We start from the raw sequence: 26450 nt of genomic DNA on the forward strand, positions 1-26450 counted from the left end.
TTTTATGCTTTGTGCGCCTGCCTTGATCATCGCCAGGCAATCCTGAACGTTGCGAAAGCTGGTGACAGGATCAAGCGCTTCGGTTAATGCGGGCCTGCCGCACGGACCGTCGGTAGCGGCCGATCATGACTTGGGAAAAATAGTATGGCGGATTCACCCGACATCATCGGCTCGCTCGCAGATTTGTCGGGAGCCTATTCGGCCATCCTGTGCGATGTCTGGGGCGTGGTTCACAATGGCGAACGGCATTTTCCGGCCGCGGCTCTGGCGCTGGCCACTGCGCGCGAGGCGAAAATACCTATCGTGCTGATCACCAATTCGCCGCGGCGAAGCACCGACGTGGTGGCGCAGATGAATGCGATCGGTGTTCCCCCAAGCGCCTATGACCGCGTCGTCACGTCCGGCGACGTGACCCGCGACCTGATCATCGAGGGGCCGCGAAAAATCTTCCACATCGGCGGTGATCGCGATCTCACGCTCTATGACGGTCTTGATGTCGAGCTCGTCGAGGAGTTCGAGGCGTCCGGCGTGGTCTGCACCGGGTTGTTCGACGACGAGGTGGAGAAGCCGGAAGACTACGCCGAACTTCTGCGGCGGTTGCGCGCCAGGAACCTGCCGTTCATCTGCGCCAATCCCGACATCGTGGTCGAGCGCGGCGAGCGGATGATATGGTGCGCGGGGGCCTTGGCCCGCGACTATGCCCAGCTCGGCGGGCGCACGCTGATCGCCGGAAAACCTTATGCCCCCGTCTATGACGTCGCGATGAAAGAGATCGCCGAACTGCTCGGCCGCCCGATCGAGCGCTCGGACGTGCTGGCCATCGGCGATGGCATGATGACCGACATCAAAGGTGCTGCCGACAACGGCTTCGACGTGCTCTACGTATCGGGCGGCATCCATGCCCGCGACTATGGCGATCCGCTACAACCGGATCCGGCCAGGCTAATTGCCTTTCTGGAAAAGCACGGCTACCGGCCGGTCGCGGTCATTCCGAGACTGCGGTAGGGTCGCTCGATGACGGAAGCCTCGAAATGACGCAAGCCTTCGAACGCGTTTCTGCAATCTCGCCGCTGCCGGCCCATTTGCGCGGCGGCGTGGTGGCGATCGGCAATTTCGACGGCGTTCACCGCGGCCATCAGGCCGTGCTCGAGCGCGCGCTTGCCGAGGCCCGCCAGCGCGACGTGCCGGCTCTGGTGCTGACCTTCGAGCCGCATCCGAGAAAGGTGTTCCGGCCTGATATACCGCTGTTCGTGCTGACGCCGCCGCCGATGAAGGCACGACTGCTGTCGTATCTAGGCTTTGCCGCACTCGTCGAACAGCCGTTCACGCGCGACTTCGCCGCGCTGTCGGCGGAAGCGTTCGTGACCGACGTGCTGGACAGGAATCTCGGCATCGTTCACGCCGTGACCGGCTTCGACTTCCACTTCGGCAAGGACAGGCAGGGCGGCCCGGCCTATCTGATGGCGGCCGGCGAACGCCACGGCTTCGGTGTCACGCTGGTCGACGCGTTTCGCGACGAGGGCGCCGAGGTGGTGTCGTCGAGCCGCATTCGCGCGCAGCTCGGCGAGGGCGAGGTGGCCGAGGCCGCCGGCCTGCTCGGTTATCGCTTCACGGTCGAGAGCGAGGTGATCGGCGGCCAACGGCTTGGCCGGACGCTGGGCTTTCCAACCGCCAATATGAGGCTTTCGCCGGAAGCCACTCTGAAGGAAGGGATTTATGCCGTCCGCTTCCGTCGCGCCGACGGCACGCTTCATGACGGCGTTGCCAGCTTCGGCCGCCGCCCGACCGTCGACGACAACGGCACGCCGCTTCTGGAAACCTTCGTTTTCGATTTTTACGGCGACCTCTACGGTGAGATATGCGCGGTATCCTTCTTCGGCTTCCTGCGCGCCGAGGTGAAGTTCGACGGGCTCGACGCGCTGGTCGCGCAGATGAAACGCGACGAAGCGGAGGCGAGGGCGCTGCTGGCCGGCGTCAGCCCGCTTTCCGAGCTCGACGCGGCCATTGCTTTCTAAAGCATGATCCCAAAAAGTGGGAACCGGTTTTCGGACAAGATCATGCTAAAACAAGAACCTATTTCTTCAGCGCCAGGCCGACGGCAATGAAGGCCCAGCCCTGGAAGATCAGGTCGATAGCGAGAAACAGTCCCAGCACCCATACGCTGTTGACTGGCCAGCCCATGGCGATGACCAGGCCTGCCAGCGCGCTGATGACACCCGCCGCAACGAGCCAGCCCCAACCCTTGGCCGGTCTGTGCTTGTACCCGACCCAGGCCCTGAGCACGCCTGAAGCGAGAAGGGCGACCGCCAGCAGGAAGGTCAGCACCGCCGAGGCCAGCAGCGGATTATAGAAGGCGAAGAACCCGGCGACTGCATAGAGAAGACCGCTGAGCAGCCAATAGAAGAACCGGCTCCATGTCTTCACACCGAAGGCATGCATGATCTCGATGACACCGGCCATCAGCATCAGCCAGCCGACGACGTAGACCGAGGCGACCGTGGCAATGAACAGATTGCCGAAGGCGATGCCGCCGAGGATCAGCAGCAGCACGCCGAGCCCGACGAACCATCCCCATTTCGCCTGCGTCTGCCCAATCGCATCCTTTAGAACATCGCCTTGCAGGGTCATTGCCGCCATCTCCATCGAAGTTGCCTGGCATCTTGCCAATTGGAGGGTAGCGCCGAAGGCCTTGCCCGTCCAGCGAGCAGCTTGCGCCGGACGCATGCCAAAAAAGCGAGGAAGCGTTTCGAATTTAAATCAAAGTTTACTGAACCGGCGCCATGGCTCTTGGCCAGGCCGGTTGTTCCTGCCGGTGTTCCGTGCCTATGGAGTGACGATGCGTTCTGTCAGGGTGTTTCAGCTGGTCTTGGCCACCTTCATGCTTGGCGCGCCCAGTGCCGCCGAAGCAGGCGAGGGCGCCTTGGGCTGGCTGTCCGGCGACTGGTATCTGACGGTCGGCGCCACCGGCATGGTCGCGCCGAATTTCGAGGGCAGCAAGAAATACCTGCTCAGCGCCTCGCCGATCATCTCACTCGGCAAGGCGGGTCCCGCGGCCCGCTTCACCTCGCGCAACGACAACATCTCGCTGGCGCTGATCGACGATGGCGGCCTGCGCGCCGGCCTGACCGGAAAAATTCTGTTTTCGCGCGATGGCGGCGACGCCAACGAGCTGAAGGGCCTCGACCCGGTGCGCTGGGGCGGTGAGGCCGGCGGCTTCTTCGAATTCTATCCTTTTGACTGGTTGCGCGCTCGCGCCGAATTGCGGCACGGCATTCGCGCCCATAGCGGCTTTGTCGCCGACATCGCCGCCGACGCCTTTTATGATGTGACGCCGGAGGTCAGGATTTCGGGCGGGCCGCGCGTTTCGTTCGCCTCATCGGACTATTTCGACGCCTATTACGGCGTCAATGCCGAGGAAGCCGTGGCTTCGGGCCTCAGCGAATACCATCCGGGCGGCGGGGTGAGATCGGCGGGCCTTGGTGGCGCGGTGACCTGGAAGGTGACCGAGCCGATGACGGCCAGCCTGTTCGGCGAATATTCGCGCCTGATGGCTCCGGCGGCCGATTCCAGCCTGGTCAAGGAGCGCGGCGACCGCAACCAGTTCACGATCGGCGTGTCGACGACTTATCGGTTTGATTTCTCGATGTGATGTCGCGGGTTGTGTATTGCGCGCAGCCGCATGGCTCAGGCGACTATGCCGTAGGCGATGCGGTTCGTCTTCCACGCAATTGGTACACGCTCCTAGGGCAAGCATCAGAGTTCGGGCTTTTCAATATCGGCTGTCTCGGTTAAAAGCCCTGCGATGACGAGCTTTTCGCGCCTTCTCGCGCTGACGATACGAATTACAAGCCCGGTGTTCCGGGCGGCCTGACCGCCGCCGGAGCCGCCGGGAATTTTGCGCGCGGCCTCTCGCGCTTTTTCCAGATCATGATAGTTCAACACCCGGGCTCTTTTGCCGCCGGGCAATGCATATGGCAGACCAATGACCGACACCCCAACGACCGACGCCGTCGAAACGATCGACTATTCCAAGACGCTTTATCTGCCGCAGACGGACTTCCCGATGCGCGCCGGCTTGCCCGAGAAGGAGCCGTTGCTGGTCAAGCGCTGGCAGGACATGGACCTTTACCGCAAGCTGCGCGAAAACGCCGCCGGCCGCGAAAAATACGTGCTGCATGACGGGCCGCCCTACGCCAACGGCAATATCCACATCGGCCACGCGCTGAACAAGATCCTCAAGGACGTCATCACCCGCTCGTTCCAGATGCGCGGCTATGACTCGAACTATGTGCCCGGCTGGGATTGCCACGGCCTGCCGATCGAATGGAAGATCGAGGAGCAGTACCGCGCCAAGGGCAAGAACAAGGACGAGGTGCCGGTCAACGAGTTCCGCAAGGAATGCCGCGAGTTCGCCGCGCACTGGATCAAGGTGCAGGGCGCAGAATTCCAGCGGCTCGGCGTCGTCGGCGATTTCGACAATCCCTATACGACCATGGCGTTTCATGCCGAGGCGCGTATCGCCGGCGAACTGTTGAAATTCGCCACGTCGGGCCAACTCTATCGCGGCTCCAAGCCGGTGATGTGGAGCGTGGTCGAGCGCACCGCGCTGGCCGAGGCCGAGGTCGAGTACCAGGATTATGAGAGCGACACGATCTGGGCGAAGTTTCCGGTCGTCAGCCTTGCCTGGCAAGTTACTAACGTCACGGATGGGCAGCCCGCAAGACTAAATCCAGAGCTTACCGGGACGTCACTGGACTTGCTGGAGGCCCACGTTGTCATCTGGACGACGACGCCGTGGACGATCCCCGGTAACCGCGCCGTCAACTATTCGCCACGCATCAACTACGGCCTCTACGAGGTGACGGCGGCAGAGAACGCTTTCGGCCCGCAGTCCGGCGAAAGACTGATCTTTGCCGACGCGCTGGCGGAAGAGACCGCTCTCAAGGCCAAAGTGACGATGAATCGCCTCCGTAGCGTTTCGGCCGAAGAGCTTGGAATCCTTACGCTTTCTCATCCCTTCAAAGGTTTGAATGGCGGCTACGAATTCCCCGTGCCGATGCTCGCCGGCGACCATGTCACCGACGAGGCCGGCACCGGCTTCGTCCACACCGCGCCGGGCCATGGCCGCGAAGACTTCGACGCCTGGATGGATGCTGCGTCGGACCTGCGCCAGCGCGGCATCGACACCGCCATCCCGTTCACCGTCGACGATGCCGGCTTCTTCACCAAGGACGCGCCGGGCCTTGGCCCGGACCGCGAGGGCGGAGCTGCGCGCGTCATCGACGACAACGGCAAGAATGGCAATGCCAACCAGGCGGTCATCGACGAGCTGATCAAGCGCAACGCGCTGTTCGCGCGCGGGCGATTGAAGCATTCCTACCCGCATTCGTGGCGGTCGAAGAAGCCGATCATCTTCCGCAACACGCCGCAATGGTTCGTCTATATGGACAAGGAACTGGGCGACGGCACGACGCTGCGCAGCCGTGCCTTGAAGGCGATCGACGACACCCGCTTCGTGCCGGCCGCCGGCCAGAACCGCATCCGCGCCATGATCGAGGAGCGCCCCGATTGGGTGCTGTCGCGCCAGCGCGCCTGGGGCGTGCCGATCGCCGTCTTCGCCGATGCCGACGGCAACGTCCTGCGCGACGAGGCCGTCAACCAGCGCATCATGGATGCCTTCGAGAAGGAAGGCGCCGACGCCTGGTTTGCGGCCGGCGCCAAAGAGCGTTTCCTTGGCAATCACGATGCCTCGATATGGCAGCAGGTTATGGACATCCTCGACGTCTGGTTCGATTCCGGCTCGACCCATGTCTTTACGCTCGAGGATCGTCCGGACCTGAAGTGGCCGGCCGACGTCTACCTGGAAGGCTCCGACCAGCATCGCGGCTGGTTCCATTCCTCGCTGCTTGAAAGCTGCGGCACCAGGGGCAGGGCGCCTTACGACACCGTCGTCACCCATGGCTTCACCATGGACGAGGAGGGACGGAAAATGTCGAAGTCGCTCGGCAACACCGTGGTGCCGCAGGACGTCATCAAGCAGTCGGGTGCCGATATCCTGCGGCTATGGGTGGTGACGACCGATTACTGGGAAGACCAGCGGCTCGGCAAGAATGTGCTGCAGACCAACATCGACGCCTACCGCAAGCTGCGCAACACCATCCGCTGGATGCTGGGCACGCTTGCCCATGACGATGGCGAGGAAGTGCCGCTGGACAAGATGCCGGAGCTGGAGCGGCTGATGCTGCACCGGCTCTCCGAACTCGATGAGGTCGTGCGCGCGGGCTACGACGCTTTCGAGTTCAAGCGCATCACCCGCATGCTGCTCGATTTCATGGTGGTCGAGCTGTCGGCCTTCTATTTCGACATCCGCAAGGACGCGCTCTACTGCGAGGCCCCGTCCAGCGTGAAGCGCAAGGCCTCCGTTCAGGTGGTGCGCCATCTGTTCGACTGCCTGGTGAAATGGCTGGCGCCGATGCTGCCCTTCACGATGGAGGAAGCCTGGCTCGACCGTCATCCTGACGCCGTCTCGGTTCATCTCGACCAGTTTCCGCAAATCCCGGCCGACTGGAAGAACGAGGCGCTGGCGGAAAAATGGCGCAAGGTCAGGCAGGTCCGCCGTGTCGTCACCGGCGCGCTGGAGATCGCACGCGCCCAGAAGGTCATCGGCTCGTCGCTGGAAGCGGTGCCGGTCGTCACGCTCGACGATGCGGCGCTCGAAGCGGCGATATCAGATGTCGACATGGCCGAGATGGCGATCACCAGCGATCTGGTCATTGCGCATGGCAGCGCGCCTTCTGGCGCCTTCACGCTGGACGACGTCAAGGGCGTCGCCGTCGTGGTCGAGAAGGCCGAGGACCGGGGCCTGGTCAAATGCGCGCGCTCATGGCGCTATACCGCAGATGTCGGCAGCGACGCGGAATTCCCCGATGTTTCGGCCCGGGATGCCGCTGTGCTGCACGAGTTGAAGTCGCTTGGTCGTATATGATGCATGTCGCCCAAAAGTGTGAAGCGGTTTTGGGATAACGACATGCACAGCCGCCATATCGGTGCATGTCGCCCAAAAGTGTGGAGCGGTTTTGGGATAACGACATGCACAGCCGCCATATCGGTGCACAAATGCCACGGCGGGCGGCTGATCGGCCCCCGCGCGTTGCCCTTAACGAGTGGTTGAGGTAAACACGCGAAACTCCGGACGACAAATTGTCGCCGGATTTCCGTCGGAAGAGCATAAGCGATGGGGACCGGACCTTTTGGCCGGTGCGATCGAGAGGCTGTCTAGAGTGGGACTTTTTGGCATGACCGAAAGAACTTGCGCGCGCGTTGCGCTGCTGGCGCCGCTTGTCGTATCCGGCCTGGCCCTGTCCGGCTGCATGGGCTCGCCGACCTACGGCACCGACAAGCCCGCCGCTGCACAGCTTGCCGGCGATCTCACCAGCGCTTTTTCAGTCGTGCCGAAGAACAAGGACAGGATCGACTACAAGCCGCGTCCCGAGCTGGTGAAGCCGGCGCCGGGGCAGAAGGAACTGCCGCCGCCGCAAGACAGTATCGCGACGGCGAGCGCCGATTGGCCCGAATCGCCGGAGCAACGCCGTGCTCGCCTGCGCGCCGACGCCACGCTCCATCAGGACGATCCGGACTACCAGGCGCAGATCGTCGATGACGTCCAGACGGATCCAACGGCGATCAAGGCTGCGATGGCGCAGTCGGGATCCAGCCATCCGCCGGCCTGGACTCCGGCGGATTCGGACAAGGGCCGCGCCGCCGAGGTCAAGCGCCGCCTCGCCCAAGGCAAGCAGGGCGACCCGAACACCCGCAAATATCTGAGCGAGCCGCCCGTGCAATACCGCGCCGCTGCCGGCACCGCGCCTGCGGGCGATCTCGGCGAGGACGAGTACAAGAAAGAACGCCGCCTCAAGAAGGAAGCGGCCGCCAAGAACAAGAGCGGCGGCATGTTCGACTGGCTGCCGTGGTAAGCTGCTAGGGAAAGCTGGCGCCGCTACGGTTCGCGTCGCTCCCTGAAAAAATCCTTCAGAAGCAGCGCCGCGTCGCTCTCGGCCATGCCTGGGTAGATGTCTGGCACATGGTGGCAGGTCGGTGAGGCGAAGAAGCGGACGCCGTTGACCACAGCGCCGCCCTTCTCGTCGGCGGCGCCGAAATAGAGCCGGCGCAGCCTGGCGAAGGAAATGGCGCCGGCGCACATGGCGCAGGGCTCCAGCGTCACATAGAGATCGTGGCCGGTGAGCCGCTCGCTCGACAGCTTGCTGCAGGCTTCGCGGATCACCAGCATTTCGGCATGGGCCGTGGGATCGGCAAGCTCGCGGGTGCGGTTGCCGGCACTGGCAACGACCGTATCGCCGCTGGCGATGACCGCGCCGACCGGCACTTCGCCGCGCAAGGCGGCAGTTTCGGCCTCTTTCAGCGCCAGCGCCATGAAATCCGGCCGCCTCAAGCGGTTTCCATTCCTATTATCTCCTCGCTACTCAGGCGCGATCCTGTTATCTACCCGCCCAAACGAGCAAAGGCCACATGGACGACAAAAACAAGAAATTCCCGGGTCAAAAAGGCCCGCGCAAGAACGGCCCGAAACCGTCGGGCCCGCGTGGTCGTGACGCCGCTGCCGGCAAAGGCGGTAAGCCGTCTTTCGGCGCGAAAAAACCTTACGCGCCACGCGGCGACCGACCGATGGCGGCTGACGGCGAGCGGCCGAAGCGCGACTTCAAAAGCGGCGATAAGCCGTTCAGCAAGGGACCGCGCCCTGAAGGCAAGCCCTATGAAAAGCGCGAGGGTCCACGCAAGCCCTACGCGCCGCGCGGCGACCGGCCGATGGCGGCTGATGGCGAGCGGCCAAAGCGTGACTTCAAAAGCGGCGATAGGCCATTCAGCAAAGGGCCGCGTCCGGAAGGCAAGCCCTATGAAAAGCGCGAGGGGCCGCGCAAGCCATATGCGCCGCGGGGCGACCGCCCGATGGCGGCCGAAGGCGAGCGGCCGACGCACGACTTCAAGGGCGGCGACAGGCCGTTCGGCAAAGGGCCGCGTCCGGAAGGCAAGCCTTATGAGAAGCGCGAAGGTCCGCGCAAGCCCTACGCGCCGCGCGGCGACCGGCCGGCGGCTGCCGAAGGCGAGCGTGGCGAAAGGCGCTTCGACCGTCCCAAGGGAGACTTCAGTGATCGCCCCAAGCGCGACTTCGGCGATCGGCCCAAGCGCGATTTCGGCGGTGATCGACCCCAGGGGACATCAGGCGGTGGTTTCAAGCCGCGCCCGCGTCCCGCCGAGGCGACGGAAGAGGCTGGCGAGCGCATTGCCAAGCGGCTGGCCCGCGCCGGCCTTGCCTCGCGCCGCGATGCAGAGGAGCTGATCGCAGCCGGCCGCGTCAAGGTCAATGGAAGGGTGCTGTCCTCGCCCGCCTTCAATGTGATGCCCGGCGATATCATCCATCTCGACGGCATGGAGATCCCGCCGATCGAGCGCACCCGGCTGTTCCTGTTCCACAAGCCGGCTGGCGTGGTCACCACCAACCGTGATCCCGAGGGCCGCAAGACCGTCTTCGACGTGCTGCCGGCCGACCTGCCGCGGCTGATGACCATCGGCCGGCTCGACATCAACACCGAAGGGCTGCTGTTGCTTACCAATGATGGCGGCCTGTCGCGCGTGCTCGAATTGCCGGCCACCGGCTGGCTCAGGCGCTACCGCGTGCGCGTCCACGGCAAGGTCGAGGAAAGTGCGCTCGCCGGCTTGCGCGAAGGCATCGCCGTCGACGGCGTCTTCTACGGCGCCATCGAGGCGACGCTCGACCGCGAGCAAGGCACCAATGCCTGGCTGACTCTCGGCCTGCGCGAAGGCAAGAACCGCGAGGTCAGGAACATACTGGGCTCGCTTGGTCTCGACGTGACACGGCTGATCCGCATTTCCTACGGGCCGTTCCAGCTCGACGACCTGCCCGAGGGTCATGTGCTGGAGATCAAGGGCCGCGTGCTGCGCGACCAGCTCGGCGAACGCCTGGTCGAGGAGTCCGGCGCCAATTTCGACGCCGAGATCACCAAGCCGTTTTCCAACAAGCCGGTACGGCGTGAAGCGGTGCGGGAAGAGGAACCGGAGCGGCCGAAATTCACCCGCGACGGCGAACGCCGTCCGATCGGCGAAGGCGGATTGATCAAGAACCGCAAGCGCCGCGAAGGCAGCCGCGACGAGGCGCTGGGCAAGCTGTCGACAAGTCCAGGCAGAAGCTTTGGGCCGGAAAAGAGCTTTGGTGAGCGTGGCCCCAAATCTGAACGTAGCGGGCCAGGCGGCTTTGGCGGCAGACCGGGCGGCGGGAAGAAGTCCGAACGCGAGCAGCGCCCGATCGAGCCGCCGGGCCAGCGCAAGGCCAATGTCTGGATGGCGCCAGGCGCGCGGCCGATCGGCAAAGGCAGGGCGGAGGCCGATGCCGCCAAGGCAGCCGAAACCAAGGCACGCAAGGCCTCGTTCAAGCCGTCCTATGGCAAGCCCGCCAGTGGACCGGGAGGTGGAAAACCCGGAGGCGCAAAGCCGTTCGGCAAGCCGCGTGGCGAACGCCCAAATTCCGGCAAGAGTGATGGCGACCGGCCGCGCAGTGGCCCTGGGGGATCAAGGGGAGGCAATGCGGATCGTCGGCGGTGAATTTCGCGGGCGTCCGCTGGCGACGCCCCGTTCAAGCGCCATCCGCCCGACGACCGACCGCACGCGCGAGGCTGTCTTCAACGTGCTGGCGCATCGCTTCCCCGATAGGCTGGACGGGGCCCGTGTGCTCGACCTGTTCGCCGGCACCGGCGCGCTCGGCCTCGAGGCGCTGTCACGCGGTGCGTCTTACGGCGTCTTCATCGAAGAATCGGCCGAAGGGCGCGGCCTGATCCGCACCAATGTCGAGGCCTTCGGCCTGACCGGGCGCACCAAGATATTCCGCCGCGACGCCACGGCTTTGGGCGAGGCGGGCACGATGGCCGCGTTCGGCCTGGTGTTCGCCGATCCGCCCTATGGCAAGGGCCTGGGCGAGCGTGCCTTGCGCTCGGCCAAGGCTGGCGGCTGGCTCGCGCCCGGCGGGCTCTGCGTCGTCGAGGAGGCGGCGGTGGCGCCCTTCGAGGCAGGGCCGGGCTTTTCGGTTGTCGACGAGCGCAACTACGGCGAGACCGTCATCCGCTTCATCGAAGCCGCCTGAGTTCGGCCGCCTTTGCGCGCGAAAATGACGAACAAATCACTTTGCCTGTTTCGCAATCCCCGCCTATCGTCCCACCCCATGACACCTGGAGCCATTGATGACATCTCAGGCTGAATGGCTGCGCGGAACGCTCTTGGCGCTGGCTCTCGTGATGACCGGCCCGGTTCTGGCCGACACCAAGCCGGACGACGGCAAGGTAACGGATTTCCTGCTCGACAACGGCATGGAGATTGTCGTCATCCCCGATCACCGTGCGCCGATCGTCACTCATATGGTGTGGTACAAGATCGGCAGCGCGGATGAGCCGCCGGGCAAGTCCGGCATCGCCCATTTTTTCGAGCATCTGATGTTCAAGGCGACGACCAATCATGCCGCCGGCGCGTTCGACCGCGCCGTCTCCGCCATCGGCGGTTCCAACAACGCTTTCACCTCATATGACTACACCGCCTTTTACGAGACGGTGGTGCCGCAGGCGCTCGAGCAGATGATGGACTTCGAGGCCGATCGCATGCGCAACCTCATCCTCAACGACGATGTCATCGCCACCGAGCGCGACGTGATCCTCGAGGAACGCCGCTCGCGCATCGACAGCAATCCGCAGGCAGTGCTCGGCGAGGAGGTCGACGCCACGCTCTGGCAAAACCAGCCCTACCGCATTCCGGTGATCGGCTGGATGCAGGAGATGGAGAAGCTGAACCGCACCGACGCCAAGGCTTTCTACGACAAATATTACACGCCCAACAACGCCGTGCTGGTGGTGGCCGGCGATGTCGAGCCGGAGGTGGTCAAGGCGCTGGCCGAAAAGACCTATGGCAAGATAGCGCGTGGTCCAGACCTGCCGCCGCGTATCCGTCCGGTCGAACCCGAGCAGAACACTAGGCGCACGGTGACGCTCACTGACGCGCGCGTCAGCGTGCCCAACTTTTCGACGCAATGGGTGGTTCCCTCCTATCACACTGCAAAGCCGGGCGAAGCGGAAGCGCTGGACCTGCTGGCGGAGATCCTCGGCGGCGGCAGCCGCAGCCGGCTCCACCAGCAGCTGGTCGTCAAGCAAGGCATCGCCGCCGAGGCCGGAGCCTTCTTCCAGGGCACCATGCTCGATGCCAGTAACTTCACCGTCTATGGCGCGCCGCGCGGCGACGCCAAGCTGGCCGACGTCCAGGCGGCAGTCGAGGTCGAGGTCGCCCGCATCGCCAAGGACGGCGTCACACCAGGCGAGTTGGAGAAGGCCAAGGATCGTTTCGTTCGCTCGATGATCTTCGCCCGCGACAAGCAGGATTCGATGGCCAACATCTACGGCGCGACGCTCGCCACCGGCGGCACCGTCAAGGATGTCGAGGAATGGCCGGGCCGCATCCGCAAGGTCACCGCCGACGAAGTCAAGGCGGTTGCCGCGCGCTACCTCAATCTCAACCATTCGACATCAGGCTATCTCTTGCCGCAGACACAGGCAGGGAATTGATTTGATGATGAGGAAACAGCATAGCGGCGACTTCCCTTCTCCCCTTGTGGGAGAAGGTGGATTGGCGCGCAGCGCCAAGACGGATGAGGGGTGTTGGAAGAAACTCCAACGCTGCGATCCGTCCAGCACCCCTCATCCGTCGCCTTCGGCGACACCTTCTCCCACAAGGGGAGAAGGTAAGGCCCGGCGTGCCGTCGCACCTGTACTCACTTTACTTCTCTCCCTGCTCTTCCTCGTCCTGCCGGCGCTTTCCGCTCGCGCGGCCATGAGCATCCAGGAGGTGACCTCGTCAAAGGGCATCACTGCCTGGCTGGTGGAGGACTATTCCGTGCCGCTCGTCGCCATCCGCTTCGTCTTCGACGGCGGCACGACGCAGGATCCGGCTGGTAAGGAAGGTCTCGCCAATCTGATGAGCGGCCTGTTCGACGAGGGCGCCGGCGATCTCGACAGCGAGGCCTTCCAGATAAAGCTGGACGACGTCGGCGCCGAGATGAGCTTCGAAGCGGCGCGCGACGGCACCTACGGCTCGATGCGCATGCTGGCCGAGCAGCGGGACGCGGCGTTCGACCTGTTGCGGCTGGCGGTCACAGAGCCGCGTTTCGACCAGGCGCCAATCGACCGCATCCGCGCGCAAGTGCTGTCCGGCATCATCGCCAACGAGCTTGACCCCGACACGGTCGCCCAGCGCAAATGGCTGGAAGCATTATACCGCACCCATCCCTATGCGCGACCCGACCAGGGCACCAGGCAAAGCATCGCGACGATCGCACCGGGGGATCTGATCGCCTTTCACAAGGCGAATTTCGCCCGCGACGGGCTGCATGTGGCGGTGGTCGGCGCTATCGATGCCGAGACGTTGAAAAAAAAGCTCGATATGGTCTTCGGCGGCCTGCCGGAACACCAGGCGCTCAGCGCGGTCGCCGATACGGATCCGAAACTCAACCAGCAGCTCGAGGTCAATTACGACCAGCCGCAGACTTCGCTGCAACTGGCCTATCCCGGCGTCAAGCGCAGTGCGCCGGATTTCTTCGCCGCGGTGCTGATGAACGAGATCCTCGGCGGTAGCGCCTTCACCTCACGGCTGTTCGACGAGGTGCGCGAAAAGCGTGGCCTGGCCTACAGCGTCAGTTCCGACCTGGTCGATCATCAGCATGCCAACGCACTGGCCATCACCACTGCGACCCGCTCGGACCGGGCGGCGGAGACGCTGGCTGTCGTGCGCGAGGTGGTGAGGCGCATGGCTGAGGAGGGGCCGACCGAAGCGGAACTGGCGGCGACCAAGAAATACATGATCGGCGCCTATGCAATCAACAATCTGAACTCCTCCGGCGCCATTGCCGCGACGCTGCTCGAACTGCAGCTCGACAAGCTCGGCATCGATTACATGCAGCGGCGCGCCGCCTTTATCAACGGGGTGACGCTGGACCAGGTCAAGGCGGTGGCGAAAAAGCTGCTCTCCGCCGAGCCGGCCATCATGGTCGTCGGGCCGAAACTCGGCGAGGCCAAGAAGGAATGAGCCCAAATGGGGGGCAAAGGATGAGCCCGAGCTTCGGCATCGCCTTTGGCGGCGGCGGCGCACGTGGTCTGGCGCATATCCATGTCATCGAGGCGCTGGACGAGCTGGGCATAAGACCGGTTGCCATCTCAGGCTCGTCGATCGGCGCCATCATGGGCGCCTGCATGGCGTCGGGCATGACAGGCAAGGACATGCACGCCTATACGCGCTCGATCCTCAGCCGCCGCGCCGAGGTGGCGACGCGCATGTGGCGGGCGCGGCCCGGCACCTTCGCCGAGGTGCTGCAAGGCGGGCTGCGGGTCAGCCAGTTCAATGTCGAGCGCATTCTCAAGGCATTCCTGCCCGACGCCATTCCCGAAACCTTCGCCGAACTGTCCATACCGCTGAAGGTGACGGCGACGGATTTCTTCGGCCATAAGCTAGCCGTGCTCAACGACGGCGACCTGCACTCGGCGCTGGCCGCCTCGGCGGCTATTCCCGCGGTGTTCCGCCCGGTGATGCGCGACGGCACGCTGCTGATCGACGGCGGCATCTACAATCCGGTGCCGTTCGACTTGATCGAACTCGACGCCGACATCATCATCGCCGTCGACGTGGTCGGCGCACCGACCGAAGCCGGGCGCAAACATCCAACCTCCGTCGACCTGATGTTCGGCGCGACGCAATTGATGATGCAGTCGATCATCGCCGCCAAGCTGATGCAGAGCCGACCCGACATTCTGATCCGACCGGCAGTGTCGAAATACCGGGTGCTCGATTTCATGAAGATCGATGCCTTGCTGGCCGAAACGGTAGCGATCAAGGACGAGCTGAAGCGCGAGATCGAGAAGGCGGTGGAGGCGCGGGCCAAGATCGAAACGGCCAAGCGCACCAAGCAGGTGGGAGGGTGAGGGAGTGGCGCGGAAGGTCGGATGCTTGATGGCCTCAGTCGAACGAGCGCATGCGTTTGACCATTCGGGACATCCGCACTCCGACAAGCCCAGCAGATCTTCCGCGCTATGACTATTTCGCTGCGGCCTGAACCGTTCGCGGATCGATCGAACGGTTGAGGATCAGCGCCCCGGCATCGCTTTCGCACGCCGCTATCTGTGGCTGCTGCCGCACGCCTGGGCAGATCGCCGCCAGACCCTCCATCGTGAGCACGTCGGGTATTCTGGTGTGGCTGACGCAAAGCGCGCCGTCGGCACTCCACGCCGCCTCGAACGACATATCAGGCGCGGCCTCGTCCTGCTGAATGCCCTTGCGATCATAGATGACGATCGGCGTCCCGTTGCGGGTATGGCCGACGCCATCGCCGCAATAATCAGCGCGGATCATGCGGGTGCATGCTTGATGATGATCCCAGAGCGAAGTGCCGTCCGGTGACTTTTCCCAGGGGCGATAGCCGAAGCGCACGCATTTCGCCTGGGCGCCGCCGGTGCAGGTAATGCTGAACGCCGTGTCGGATGGCAAATGGCGACCATCCTGCGTCCAGGTGCCGCCGAGCGGAAAGCCCATGCGCCGGCCCTCGATGTCCGGCTCGCAGATGTTGCGCCATGCACCGCTTGCCGCGTCGCGGGCCGACATGGTGTAGAGCATGATCTCGCCATCCGGGTTCCTCGGATCGATCTCGACCGCGTCGATGCGCAGTGGCATCCGGTCCTGTCCGTCACCACCAATCGTCAGAACGGCACCGACGAGATCCTCTTGAGCGACAATGCGACCATCTTCCATCGTCACCTCGAACCTTGTGCCGACAACGGAGATCGAGCCGATCGCTTGCCTGGTGCCGGCATTGGCAAAAGGCACCGCGGCCATGCTGGAAATGGCTACGGCGACCGCGAGCAATGCGTAGCGGCTGATATGGACGAGGCGGTTTTTGTGGGCTGACACTGTTGGCTCCTGACGGCATGTCTTGCGAATGAAAGCACAGCCAATGAGAACGGACGGCACAACGCCATCCGTTCCATTGATCACGGACGCCGGATATCAACGCCTCGGCGAAGGGGTTGGCCGGTCATGGTTGGTCCCGGCGCCGCTACCGGTGCCGTGCTGGCCAGACGGAAGGCCGCTGCTTTTCTTACCTGCGGTCGATGCCCGGACGTTGCCCTTCTGGACAGCCGGCAGATTGCCGAAATTAGGATCGATCACCGAGCCGCTGCCGTGCTGGACAGCCGGTAGACTGCGAATATTTGGGTCGATGATGGAGCGGACATTCGGGTCGACGATAGACTTGCTGGCCGGAGCGAGACTCTTCGCCAGAACGATGCCGTCAGCATGCACGCCGTTGAGCGCAAGGACGCCGAGGCCGTTGCTGGTCAACGAATTGCTGGTGAGCGAGTTACTGGTCAGCGAATTCTTCTCCAGGCCGTTCAGCGATTTGCCGTTGGAGCCTTCCGGGCCCGCCGCGCTAGCCGGAGCCGCGACGCAGGCCATTGCTGAGGCAGCAGCTAGGTAAGTCTTGAAGCGATTCATCTTGATCTCCTTTTTCGTTTTTCAGCGGAGCCGTCCCGTCGGGTTCGCTCCATGGCGCGGCTTTTCGCTCCCGACTGTTTCGGACCAATGCCGAAATCCGTCCGAATTGTTTCATTTGTTGCGATCCCTCGGGCACTGCGCCTGGTGCACCGGCGCGACGACACAAAGGAAACCTTAGGCCGGCAAATCGGCAAATCCGCGCAACACCCCTGCGCCATTGGTGACGCCAGAACGAGGAGATTTCTGGCGATGCAAGCTTTGCGAAAAACCAATGGCCGACCGACCGGCGAGGCGACGGCGGCCCGGACGGCACGTCTGGCCGTGCTGGCGGGCACCCCGGGCTTGCTGCTGACCGCATATGCAGCGGCGACATCCACGTCGCTGACCATCCGTGCCGATCTCGCCCTGACGCTGATGGACATGCTGGTGCTGGTCTCAGTCCTGGTTGTGGCTGGCGGCAGCAAGAAACTGGGCATGAACAAGCGGCGAGCAGCCCTGGCCGAGACGCTCGTCAATGGGCTGGCCGCCGTCGGCATGTGCTTTTCCATGGCAGTCGTCGCCGGCATCGCCATCCAGCGGATCACCGTCGGCGGCGTCGAACCCCACGGTCCCGGCATTGTTCTCGCCATGAGCCTGAACGGGGCCTACGCGGCGATCAATTTCTGGATCCTGCGCCGGTGGAAAGCCCGCAACAATGCTGCCGCTTCCACGCTTGCCCGCGCGCAAATCTGCCTGTTCTCGGACAAGCTTTCGTCGAACCTGCTTATCACCGCATCGCTCGCAACAGCCATGATTTGGGAAGGCACGATCATTGCCCGCTTCATCGATCCGGTTGCCGGGCTGCTGATCGCGACGATGACCGCGCGCTGGACCATCCCGGTCGCGCGCGACACGGTTCGAAGCCTGCGAAGGGAATTTCGCCGGGCGCGCAAGCCGATCGCGTAAGCTGTGAACCGTCACAGCTGGACGGCTCAGCCTCTTTGAAGCGCCGTATCTACCGGCGCCGCGCCTCGTCCTGGGCAGGCTCGTAGACATAGCCTTCGCCGCGAACCGTCACCAGAACGGTCGGAGCGTCGGGCTCGCTCTCGAACTTCTTGCGCAGTCGGGTGATGCGGATGTCGATGCTCCGGTCGCCCGGCTCGAGGTCGCGGTTGTGGGCCAGCCTGCACAGCTGGTCGCGCGACAATATCTGCCGGGGATGGCGCGCGAAGACGCACAGCAGGTCGAATTCCATGGACGTCAACTGCACGTCGGCGCCATCCAAATCGACCATCGTGCGGCCGTCCATATCGAGGATGCAGCCACCGAAACGGATGCGATTTTCCGGGGTCTGTTCTTCCTCGCCCAGGCGCCGGATGACGCTTCTGACACGCGCCAGGAGTTCGCGCGGCTCGAACGGCTTGGCCATATAGTCGTCGGCGCCGGCGGCAAGACCTTCGAGCCGATGCGGCAGGTCTCCGACCGCGGTCAGCATCAGGATGCCGACGCGGCTGCCCTTGGCGATTTCGCGGGCGAGGTCGTAGCCGCTTTCGCCGACGAGATTGACGTCGAGAATGACGAGGTCGGGGCCAAAGCGATCGAGTTCGGTCAGCATTCCCGCCCCATCCGGAACGGATCGAACGTCGAAGCCGTGCATGAGCAGGTAATCCGACAGCATCTCGCGCAAGGGCGCTTCGTCGTCGACAATGAGCAATTTCTGTTTTGTCACGCTTTAGCCTCTTCCATTGCGCTGGTCTCCATCGCCCTCAGGCGCTCCATCACGAGCCTGCGAAAGGTCTGCGGATCGAGTGGTTTCTCGATCACCGGCGCGCCCGTCTCGCCGATGAAACGATCGATCTCGGGCGCCAGCGTGTCGCCGGTCACGAACAGAAGCCGTTTGGCGAGTCCGGGACGCAGTTGCTCCAGCGCGCGATAGAGGCCGGGGCCGTCGAGGCCGGGCATGCGTATGTCGCTGATCAACAGATCGATTCCATCCGCGCGCACAGCCTTGAGGGCGGCATTCGCATCGTCGGCAATGGTGACGTCGTGGCCGTCGCGGCGCAGCATCTCGGCGATCATCGAGGCAATGTCGGCATCGTCGTCGACCACCAGAATTCGTGCCGCCGATGGCGCAGGCGGCGCCCTTCCGGCAGCCTCGGGCGCAGGAGCCGTCTCTGCCTTGCCGCTCGGAAGCCGGACCGTGAACCGTGCGCCGCCGCCCTGCGTCGAATCCAGCTCTATGCTGCCGTCGTGTGCCGTCACGATGCCCTGGCAGACAGACAGCCCGACCCCGGTGCCTTCGCCGGCCATTTTGGTCGTGTAGAAAGGCTCAAAAGCGCGCGCGCGCACAGTCTCCGGCATGCCTGGGCCATTGTCAGCGACAACCACCTCGACGGCATCGCCTTCCCCTGACGTGACGATGGTCAGCCGCCGCGGGTGCGGGACCTGCAGCAGAGCTTGCTGCGCATTGACCACCAGGTTGGTGATGACCTGATGAAGCTGGTCCCTATCACCCCAGATATTGGGGAGCGGTTCCGCCAGCTCGGTGCGGATCTCGACCCCAGCCGAACGCAGGCTGTAGGCGGCGAGCTCCAGCGAAGCGACCACGACTTCATTGATGTCGACGGCGCCCCGTGTCGGCGGCTTCTTGCGGGCCATCGCCAGAAAGGTGCGGACGATTCGCGAGCATCGCTCGGCCGCCGCGTGGATCTTGTCGGCGCGTCCCACTGTCGCCTTGTCCGTCGAGAATTCCTTTAGCATCGAACTGTAGCCGATGACGACCGACAGCGGATTGTTGAGCTCGTGCGCCACGCCGGCCAGCAGCGAACCGAGAGCGGAGAGCTTTTCCGACTGGTACAGCGTTTCGCGCTGGCGGGCGATCTCCGCCTCGGCTTCGCGCTGGCGGGTAATGTCGGTGACGGCGGCAAGCATGGCCGAACGGCCGGCCTGCGTGATCAGCCGCGCCGAAACCAACGTATCCATTCTTGAGCCTTGCATATTGGTCATGCCGGCTTCGAATGCATCGACGATGCCGTCTCTTTGCAAAAGCCGCAGGAGATGGTCTCGCTGCGAGAGGTCTTCCCAGGTCGACGTCGCTTCGGCTCCGGTCTGGCCGACTTCGATGCCGAGCGTCCTGCGCGCCGGCTCGTTGACGAACAGGATTTCGGGGCCTTGTATTGCCGAGATGGTGATCGGCAGCGGCACGCCTTCGGCTATGGCGCGAAACTGCGCCTCCCGTTCGGCCAACAGTTTCTCGGCTTCAATTCTGGCTTGCTCGGCCAGGACGCGGTCGGAGATGTCGCGGCCGACGGACTGCACTTCGACAAGGCGCCCGTCGCTGTCGAAAATGCCATGATCGTTCCAGGCGAGCCATCGGCGCACGCCATCCGGCATCGCATTGAGAAGTTCCATGCTGGCATCCGGCGCCTGCGGGGTGAGGCGGGCAAGGTGGTCCAGGAACCTGCGCCGTTCGTCGGGCGGCAGCACATCGAGTTCGCACCAGGACGGGTCGAGAAGCTGTTCACGGGTCATCCGGCACGCCCGGCAATAGGCGTCGTTGACGAAGCTCAAATGACCCTCCGGCGACATCCGGACGACGAACTCGGTCTGCAGCTCGACCACGCTGCGGTAGCGCTGCTCGCTGGCCTCGAGTGCCTGACGGGCGAGTTTCTGCTCGGCAACATCGCGACCGATCGACTGTATTTCGATGAGCTTGCCGCTGGCGTCGAAGATGCCGCGATCGGTCCAATGGATATGGACCTCGCGGCCATCGCTCAGAGCGCCGGCCTCTTCCACTTCGCAGACGGGCCGTTCGGGGGTGACGCGACCGATGATCTCGTCGAAGCTGCCGAAATCGGCGGAAAACGAGTTGAAATAGTGCCAGTCCGGGCTCAGCAACTCTTCGCGCGTCTTGCCGACAAGACGGCAGTAGGCGTCATTGGCAAAGCTCATGCGCCCATCCGGCGCGACCCGAATGATATACTCCGTCTGTGCCTCGACAACATTGCGGTAGCGCTGCTCACTATCGGCCAGCTCGCGCAGCGCCCTGCGGTTTTCGGCGAAGATGCTCGAAGCCATATCGATCCAGGGCTGCCAAAGCGCCGAGGTTTTGATCGCGGCCCCGGGCTTGTCGGTGGTTTCGCCGGCGGCGCCGGAGCGCACATGGTCGACAAGCGAGATCGCCGGACCGACGATCTCTCTCAGAAGCACTCGATGCAAAGCGAACACCGAGGCAAGCAACCCGAGCAAAATGAGCGCATAGGGTAGAAGCGACTGTTGCAGGGCGTAGGACTGGTAGAGGCCGATGCCGGCGACAAGCGCGACGAGAGGCAAAACGCAGGCCGCCATCAACGACGCGAAATGCCTGGACAGCTTCGAGGAGGTCGGCACGGCGAGGTCTCCACAGACGGATGCGCCGTCACGACGGTTGCTGTTCCCGTGCGGGCAGTGGATTGAACGGCTCCCAGCCTGTCAAGCCGGCCTGCCGGCAATCTGCCCGACGTCTTTCGACAAATAACCACGGGATGTTTCACGATGATGCCGTGAGCCGGGTTTCCCGGCTTGGATTGTTTCAATTGTGTCGAGCTCGCCCGGAGTCGGCAGCAGACGGGCCCGATTGACCCGGGGTTAATGCGCCCTGTAGGTTTGGAGCGTCGCTCGCCGCGGGGGAACGCATGGCCGACATCATTGTCGTGGACGACGAGACCGACGTTGCGTTCATGATCGCCGACTATTTGCAGGCGAAAGGCTACCGCATGCGCACGGCATCCGGCGGTGCCGAATTGCGCGAGACGATCGCGGCGGCGAAGGCGGATCTTGTCGTGCTCGACCTCAATATGCCGGGCGAGAACGGCTTTAGCCTGGCCCGCTGGCTGCGCGAGCATCACGACACCGGCATCCTGATGCTGACCGGCGCCGATTCGGTCTTCGACAAGGTGGCGGGTCTCGAGGTCGGCGCGGACGACTATCTGGCAAAGCCCTTTGCACCGGTCGAGCTGGAAGCCAGGATCGCCGCGGTGTTGCGCAGGCGCAGGCCGAAGGGATTGAACAATGCCGACGCTTTGCCGGCCGGGCATTTCGCCTTCGGAACCTATGTGTTTGACGCCCGCGCGAGAAACCTCGTCGACACCAACGGCGTGGCCATTCCGCTGACGCCGATGGAACTCGATCTGGTGGCGGCCTTCGCCACCCGGGCCGGTCAGGTCATCGGCCGCGACGAATTGCTCGATCTGGCGCCGCCCAGGGGCGACGAGCCCTTCGACCGCAGCATCGACAGCCGCATCACCCGGCTGCGCCGCCGGCTCGAAAAGGACCCGGCCAAGCCGGAACTGATCAAGACGATCCGCGGCGTTGGATACCTGTATCCAAAGCGGTGAACGAGTGCGGTTCAGGGACCAGGCTGCCCTGCGGGCGGAACGATCTGCATCACAAGGCGCATCAGATCGGCCTGGCGGGAGACCCCGGTCTTCTGGAAGATATTGTCGAGATGCGTCTTCGTGGTCGTGCTGGCAATGTGAAGGCTGACGCCCGTCTCGGCCAGGGTGTGCCCGGCGAGAAGGCTGGCGAGCACGCGGGTTTCGGCGAGCGTGAGCCCAAAGGCTGTCGCCAGCATGTCGGCGGCGTCATGCTCGTCCGGTGCATTGCCGATGAACACTGCGGCTACCGCCGCGGGGTCCATGCCGGCGCGCAGATCGCCACCGGCCATCGGCAGCACGCGGGCGAAGACGGGCGGCAGGCCGGGTTCGGTAAGGAGGACGGCAAGCCCTGTCTTGCCGATGCTCGCATCATCCTGAGCCGCAAGCATGATGGCGCTGTGAAGCTCCCTGGAAGCCGACGGGATCTTCGCTTGCAGAATGCCCCGGACATCCTGGACCGGGCCGCCGCTCCGCAGCATGTGCTTGGCCGCGTGGTTGGCGTGCAGGATCGCGCCGCGTTCATTGGTGAGGACTACGGCGCATGTGAGCGCATCGAGCGCCTCGGCCACCCGTGCGCGCTCGATCGTGCCCATGTCGAGCATGTTGCTGATCATCACGGAGCGGCGCACATGCGGCAGCAACAATCCGCCAAGCTTGATTTCACGCTCGGTGATAATGCCTTGCCGCTTATGCCGGGCAATGGCGAAGCCCGCAAGGCGGGTAGGGGTGTGGATCAGGAAGAACGACATGACGTCGACCAGGCCTTGCGGCTTCAGCCACTCCTGAAAATATCGGGAGGTCTCCACGGCGGTTTGAGGGATATGGCGTGAGACCACATGCGGCATTTCGAGTGAAGGCCATGTCGCGAGATCCTCGATCAGCCGAGCATGGATCTCGGGGATATGTTTCGCCTGTTGCTCCAGCCAGTATGGCTCTATTCCCACGGTCCTGAGGATCAGCAGCCGGTCGTTGGTGAGGTCGTCAAGGTGCAGGACCGCGGTCTGGGCGTTGAGCGCATCTCTGATCCCGGCAAGCGCGTGCTCCCATCGCTCCGGGTCGAGTGCGCAATCGTAGATCGAGCCGATCAGCTTCGACAGCTCATGATGCGACAATGCCTTGGCCATCGACGGCCCCCCGCATGTCGACAGCGCGTCCGACGCGGAAAGCCGCGCGCTCTCACAGGTGCTCTCGCCTCTCCAAACTTTAGCGATCGCTTAAATTCCGATTATCTCCCCCAAACAGGGGATGCGCAAGCAACCGGGCAGTGAAATGCTTGCGCCCCAGAAGAAAAGGTCACACGGAACTGTGACAACCAGTGGGGTTCAGCGCCGTTCCCGGCTCGCGAGCCTTCGCCACAGTGATGCAGCCGGGGGGACTAATCAAGAATTCTGCCTGCGTGCGCCGACTATCACGGCGCACGACCGCTATTGCTGAAACCTTGAGCCGGGTTCGGCCCGGACAATTCGGGATGGAGCAGCATTATGTACAGGTACATTGCTTTTGCAGCATTTTGCATCGCGGCGATGCCCGCGCATGCCGGCGAGCTTGGAGCCATGAAGGCCGAAAGCATCGATCTCGCCGGCTTTCTTGGTGTCGTCTATTACACGCCGGAGGAGGACGGCTATCGGGTGGTCACCACAATCGCGCAGGGCGAGGCTGGCTTGCCCGTGCGTTTCGTGGCGACACTGACCGAGAATCAGAAGGTCGCGCTCTCGGTGCCAGGCAAGCTGGGAGAGTCGGACCAGATCGTCGAGATATTGCGCGTTGGCGGTAAGCTTGTCGTCAGCCCGCATCCGATAGACGGGATCGTGGTTTCTTCTCCGAAGCTCGCCGTTGACTGATGACCGCCGTCGAGTGATCCGGGGGCAGGCGCGTTGCGGCGGCGCTGGCTGCATCATCGTAGCCGCCGACCAACCGCAATCCGGGGCACGTTGCATCGATAGGAGGACCAACCATGAAGCGGCATTCCCTCAGCGCCCGCCGTATTGGCCTGCTTATGTTCTCACTGTGTGCTTTCGGACTGACGACGTCAGCCTCAATGCCCGCAGACGGCAAATTCGCCGTCGAGCCGGTGGTTGAGAAAAAGGTGAGGGAACTGCCCTCCGGACCGTTGTACTGGCGGCTGGAAAATTTCCCAACGCTGGCGCAGGCCCAAAGCGCTGCGGGCCCGACCTCGCTTGCGGCGGAGGTTGCAGGCAAGGTCTGGCTGTTCACGCTTGGAGCGAAGGATGGCTCTACGACCGGCGGAACCAAGGTCGTCGAGATCGGACCGGTCCCTCCGATCAGCGCAAGCGAGTATTTGCTGCGCGTCAACCGCGCCGGTGGAGCGCCCGGCGTCAAGACGAAGATCCATACGCATCCGGGACCGGAGGCCTTCTATGTGCTGGCCGGCAAGCTCGGCCAGAGAACACCCCACGGGGTGGCCTATGCCGAAGCCGGCACGACGATGGTCGGACACGGGGCCGACACGCCGATGGAGGTGTTCAACGCCGGCACAAGCGATCTCGATGAGCTGGCCATCTTCGTTGTCGACGCCAATCGGCCGTTCTCGTCACCGGCCAATTTCGACTGAGACGTTTCGAGTAGCGGCGCGAATGTTTGGGACGAGCGGAGGCGCGCCAAACCCAGCGAAAATCCGCACGGTTCCAACTATTTTGGATTTTCGCTTGCGCTCGCGACAGCGCTCAGCGGCGATTAGTCGAAGTCAGTCACTCTTCGCACGCGCGTCCTTGGCGATGTCTCCATGGCTCATCCCGGCTGTCGTCGTCTTTACCGTTGCCGCTGGCTTCGGCGCGTCTTCGCAAGCTGAGCTGGCCGCGGGCAAGTTCTACGAAGTTGTCGGCGCTAAGGTCGACGCGCGAACCTACAACGGCTTCCGTCGCTACCATGGCAGCTGCAATCACTGCCATGGCCCCGATGGCATGGGCTCGACGTTCGCCTCGGCCCTTGTCGACCGGCTGCCCGCCATCGAGGTCTTCCGCCGCAACGTTCGCGACGGCGTGCGCATCGGCCCTTCGGTGATGAAGGGCTTCGCCGACGACCCCAACGTCGCACCCTACATCGACGACATCTATGCCTACCTGCAGGCCCGCGCCGACGGTGCGCTTGGCCGAGGACGGCCGGAGAGGCTTGAAAATTAGTATCGCTGGCTGCTGACCGCAGGCGCTTCACCAAAGGACAGTGAGACGGTTATCGAGCGCCACATGAGTGCCGAAAGGCGAGCTCTTACGCTCAAGCATCGCCGCGAGCCAGGCGGCATCTTCGGGCGAGGCGCGGTTTAGCCGGAATTTGCGGAGCTGGAACGGCACGACGTCGAGCGAAACAAGCGTGCCGTCCGGTATGGCGAGCCGCGGCAGGTACATCAGCGCAAGTTCACCGCGAAAGGTTTCGTAGCCCGTAATTCCCTCATAGTCGGTGAGGAAGTCGCCGCATCCATAGAGGATCAGCCGGCCGTCATGGATTTCGATCGGCTTGGGATGGTGGGAGGAGTGCCCATGCACGACGTCGAAACCTGCAACATCGATGAGAGCATGGGCAAGCGCGCGTTCTTCCGCGAGGACTTCGTAGCCCCAGTTGCCGCCCCAGTGGATCGAGGCCACCGCGAGGTCGCCGGGCTGTTTTATGGCCTCCACGGATCGGGCGATCTGCGCGAGCGACCGGGCAGAGACATCCGCCAGCAGATTGATCCCTGGCTTGTAGGCTCCGGCTGCCCATGAAGCTGGAACGCCGCTCGTCTCGAGCGCGAAGCCGAAGACGAGCACGCGGCCGCCGCCCGCCAGTTCAATGACGGCAGGCGCCGCCGCCTCATCCGCGTCAAGCCCGGCCCCGGCATAGGCGAGGCCGGCATGCCGCAGCGTATCGAGGGTCTCGACGAGGCCAGGCTCTTCCCAGTCGAGCACATGGTTGTTGGCGAGCACGCAGCAGCTGACCCGCGCCGCCGCGAGGCAGCCGATGTTGGCGGGGTTCATTTTGTAATTGATCCCCTTGGGCGCCAAAGACAGGCTGGTGGTAACGCTGGTCTCGAGATTGATGATCCGCGCGTCGGGCGCTTCGCGCTCCAGTTCGGCGAGCGCATCGCCCCAGACATACGCATCGTCGACCTTTCTCGGGATCGGGCCATTGATGCGTTCGGCAAGCTCGACATAGGTCGTCGCCGATTTGACATAGCGCTCGCAGAGGTGCGGATCGCCAGGATTGGCGAGGATCTGGTCGATCCCGCGCCCGAGCATCACGTCGCCGCACAGGAACAGTTTTGCGCTGCTTCGGACGGGCCGTCCGGCGTCGGCGTCGGCGTTGTTTGCGATCTGCGGCATCCTGGACCTCCTCCGTGCCAACCTCCAGCGAGGCTGAGGGTGACCACCAAATTCTCAGCCCTACAAGCTCGCACCCGGTTCGAAAGGCGCGCGGCGCGCCCGACGAGACGGATCGGGAAACCTCATATGTTGTTATTTCTGC

At 63.8% G+C, this 26450-nt stretch carries 24 protein-coding genes; 15 read left to right on the forward strand and 9 right to left on the reverse strand.

Translation table 11 applies throughout. From position 1 onward, the window contains the following. Positions 1-144 precede the first annotated feature (144 nt). Together RPG13_RS17240 and RPG13_RS17245 are read left to right on the forward strand one after the other, a co-directional pair. Entirely contained in the window at positions 145-1005 is an 861-nt protein-coding gene (locus RPG13_RS17240; RefSeq protein WP_127204649.1) for a TIGR01459 family HAD-type hydrolase, read from the forward strand. A 26-nt stretch (positions 1006-1031) separates the two neighbouring features. After that, a complete protein-coding gene (locus RPG13_RS17245) occupies positions 1032-2015 on the forward strand; it encodes a bifunctional riboflavin kinase/FAD synthetase (protein WP_095485625.1) in 984 nt (327 codons plus the stop codon). A gap of 58 nt (positions 2016-2073) precedes the next feature. On the opposite strand, the gene RPG13_RS17250 is transcribed toward RPG13_RS17245, so the two are convergent. Beyond that, positions 2074-2628 carry an HdeD family acid-resistance protein gene (locus RPG13_RS17250; protein ID WP_095485827.1) on the reverse strand — a complete coding sequence of 185 codons (555 nt, stop codon included), beginning with the start codon at positions 2626-2628 and terminating at the stop codon, positions 2074-2076. Between the two features lie 208 nt (positions 2629-2836). Between RPG13_RS17250 and RPG13_RS17255 the strand changes: the two genes are divergently transcribed. Beyond that, the gene (locus RPG13_RS17255) at positions 2837-3649 is read left to right on the forward strand and encodes a MipA/OmpV family protein (protein WP_337125567.1); all 813 of its coding nucleotides are present in this window, start codon (positions 2837-2839) and stop codon (positions 3647-3649) included. A gap of 104 nt (positions 3650-3753) precedes the next feature. Here RPG13_RS17255 and RPG13_RS17260 read toward each other — a convergent pair whose 3' ends face one another. Further along, a complete protein-coding gene (locus RPG13_RS17260; RefSeq protein WP_337125569.1) occupies positions 3754-3939 on the reverse strand; it encodes a hypothetical protein in 186 nt (61 codons plus the stop codon). A gap of 43 nt (positions 3940-3982) precedes the next feature. Here RPG13_RS17260 and ileS point away from each other — a divergent pair, with 43 nt between their 5' ends. Together ileS and RPG13_RS17270 are read left to right on the forward strand one after the other, a co-directional pair. Next, positions 3983-6985, forward strand: coding sequence for an isoleucine--tRNA ligase (gene ileS / locus RPG13_RS17265; RefSeq protein ID WP_337125571.1), 3003 nt, complete (start codon positions 3983-3985; stop codon positions 6983-6985). Between the two features lie 310 nt (positions 6986-7295). Next, positions 7296-7973: a hypothetical protein gene (locus RPG13_RS17270; protein ID WP_095485829.1), complete on the forward strand. Its 678-nt coding sequence runs from the start codon at positions 7296-7298 to the stop codon at positions 7971-7973. A 23-nt stretch (positions 7974-7996) separates the two neighbouring features. Here RPG13_RS17270 and RPG13_RS17275 read toward each other — a convergent pair whose 3' ends face one another. Further along, a complete protein-coding gene (locus RPG13_RS17275) occupies positions 7997-8449 on the reverse strand; it encodes a nucleoside deaminase (protein ID WP_095485627.1) in 453 nt (150 codons plus the stop codon). Between the two features lie 77 nt (positions 8450-8526). On the opposite strand from RPG13_RS17275, the gene RPG13_RS17280 reads away from it, so the two are divergent. The 5 genes from RPG13_RS17280 to RPG13_RS17300 all read left to right on the forward strand — a co-directional run bounded on the left by RPG13_RS17280 (position 8527) and on the right by RPG13_RS17300 (position 15038). Further along, the gene (locus RPG13_RS17280) at positions 8527-10635 is read left to right on the forward strand and encodes a pseudouridine synthase (RefSeq protein WP_128285261.1); all 2109 of its coding nucleotides are present in this window, start codon (positions 8527-8529) and stop codon (positions 10633-10635) included. Beyond that, positions 10616-11170 (forward strand): 16S rRNA (guanine(966)-N(2))-methyltransferase RsmD, encoded by a 555-nt coding sequence (gene rsmD / locus RPG13_RS17285; protein ID WP_095485629.1) that lies wholly within the window; start codon positions 10616-10618, stop codon positions 11168-11170. Before RPG13_RS17280 ends, rsmD begins: the two co-directional genes overlap by 20 nt. Positions 11171-11267: 97 nt before the next feature. Next, the gene (locus RPG13_RS17290) at positions 11268-12632 is read left to right on the forward strand and encodes a M16 family metallopeptidase (RefSeq protein ID WP_337125575.1); all 1365 of its coding nucleotides are present in this window, start codon (positions 11268-11270) and stop codon (positions 12630-12632) included. A gap of 265 nt (positions 12633-12897) precedes the next feature. Next, entirely contained in the window at positions 12898-14148 is a 1251-nt protein-coding gene (locus tag RPG13_RS17295; RefSeq protein WP_164547231.1) for a M16 family metallopeptidase, read from the forward strand. Between the two features lie 20 nt (positions 14149-14168). Further along, the gene (locus RPG13_RS17300; RefSeq protein ID WP_126107021.1) at positions 14169-15038 is read left to right on the forward strand and encodes a patatin-like phospholipase family protein; all 870 of its coding nucleotides are present in this window, start codon (positions 14169-14171) and stop codon (positions 15036-15038) included. 112 nt (positions 15039-15150) lie between these two features. Here RPG13_RS17300 and RPG13_RS17305 read toward each other — a convergent pair whose 3' ends face one another. Both RPG13_RS17305 and RPG13_RS17310 read right to left on the reverse strand, forming a co-directional pair. Continuing rightward, entirely contained in the window at positions 15151-16020 is an 870-nt protein-coding gene (locus RPG13_RS17305; protein ID WP_126107020.1) for an ADYC domain-containing protein, read from the reverse strand. A 96-nt stretch (positions 16021-16116) separates the two neighbouring features. Beyond that, positions 16117-16602: a hypothetical protein gene (locus RPG13_RS17310; protein WP_126107019.1), complete on the reverse strand. Its 486-nt coding sequence runs from the start codon at positions 16600-16602 to the stop codon at positions 16117-16119. A gap of 249 nt (positions 16603-16851) precedes the next feature. Between RPG13_RS17310 and RPG13_RS17315 the strand changes: the two genes are divergently transcribed. Next, positions 16852-17547 (forward strand): hypothetical protein, encoded by a 696-nt coding sequence (locus RPG13_RS17315; protein ID WP_337125580.1) that lies wholly within the window; start codon positions 16852-16854, stop codon positions 17545-17547. A 49-nt stretch (positions 17548-17596) separates the two neighbouring features. On the opposite strand, the gene RPG13_RS17320 is transcribed toward RPG13_RS17315, so the two are convergent. Together RPG13_RS17320 and RPG13_RS17325 are read right to left on the reverse strand one after the other, a co-directional pair. Beyond that, positions 17597-18310: a response regulator gene (locus tag RPG13_RS17320; RefSeq protein ID WP_292716093.1), complete on the reverse strand. Its 714-nt coding sequence runs from the start codon at positions 18308-18310 to the stop codon at positions 17597-17599. Next, the gene (locus tag RPG13_RS17325) at positions 18307-20970 is read right to left on the reverse strand and encodes a hybrid sensor histidine kinase/response regulator (RefSeq protein WP_337125585.1); all 2664 of its coding nucleotides are present in this window, start codon (positions 20968-20970) and stop codon (positions 18307-18309) included. Before RPG13_RS17325 ends, RPG13_RS17320 begins: the two co-directional genes overlap by 4 nt. A 284-nt stretch (positions 20971-21254) precedes the next feature. On the opposite strand from RPG13_RS17325, the gene RPG13_RS17330 reads away from it, so the two are divergent. Further along, entirely contained in the window at positions 21255-21956 is a 702-nt protein-coding gene (locus tag RPG13_RS17330) for a response regulator transcription factor (protein ID WP_127290491.1), read from the forward strand. An 11-nt stretch (positions 21957-21967) separates the two neighbouring features. Here RPG13_RS17330 and RPG13_RS17335 read toward each other — a convergent pair whose 3' ends face one another. Further along, positions 21968-23119, reverse strand: a complete 1152-nt coding sequence (locus tag RPG13_RS17335; protein ID WP_126107014.1) for a helix-turn-helix transcriptional regulator — start codon at positions 23117-23119, stop codon at positions 21968-21970. Between the two features lie 357 nt (positions 23120-23476). Here RPG13_RS17335 and RPG13_RS17340 point away from each other — a divergent pair, with 357 nt between their 5' ends. The 3 genes from RPG13_RS17340 (at position 23477) to RPG13_RS17350 (ending at position 25135) form a co-directional block, all read left to right on the forward strand. Continuing rightward, positions 23477-23836, forward strand: a complete 360-nt coding sequence (locus RPG13_RS17340; protein WP_337125588.1) for a hypothetical protein — start codon at positions 23477-23479, stop codon at positions 23834-23836. Positions 23837-23949: 113 nt separating this feature from the next. Next, positions 23950-24567, forward strand: coding sequence for a cupin domain-containing protein (locus RPG13_RS17345; RefSeq protein ID WP_126107012.1), 618 nt, complete (start codon positions 23950-23952; stop codon positions 24565-24567). 163 nt (positions 24568-24730) lie between these two features. Next, positions 24731-25135, forward strand: coding sequence for a c-type cytochrome (locus RPG13_RS17350; RefSeq protein WP_128243458.1), 405 nt, complete (start codon positions 24731-24733; stop codon positions 25133-25135). A 27-nt stretch (positions 25136-25162) separates the two neighbouring features. Here the strand turns inward: RPG13_RS17350 and RPG13_RS17355 are convergent, their stop codons facing one another. Beyond that, positions 25163-26308, reverse strand: coding sequence for a CapA family protein (locus tag RPG13_RS17355; protein WP_337125592.1), 1146 nt, complete (start codon positions 26306-26308; stop codon positions 25163-25165). Positions 26309-26450 lie beyond the last annotated feature (142 nt).

The sequence above is a fragment of the Mesorhizobium sp. ISC15 genome (assembly GCF_037162615.1).
GTDB classification, from domain to species: domain Bacteria; phylum Pseudomonadota; class Alphaproteobacteria; order Rhizobiales; family Rhizobiaceae; genus Mesorhizobium; species Mesorhizobium mediterraneum.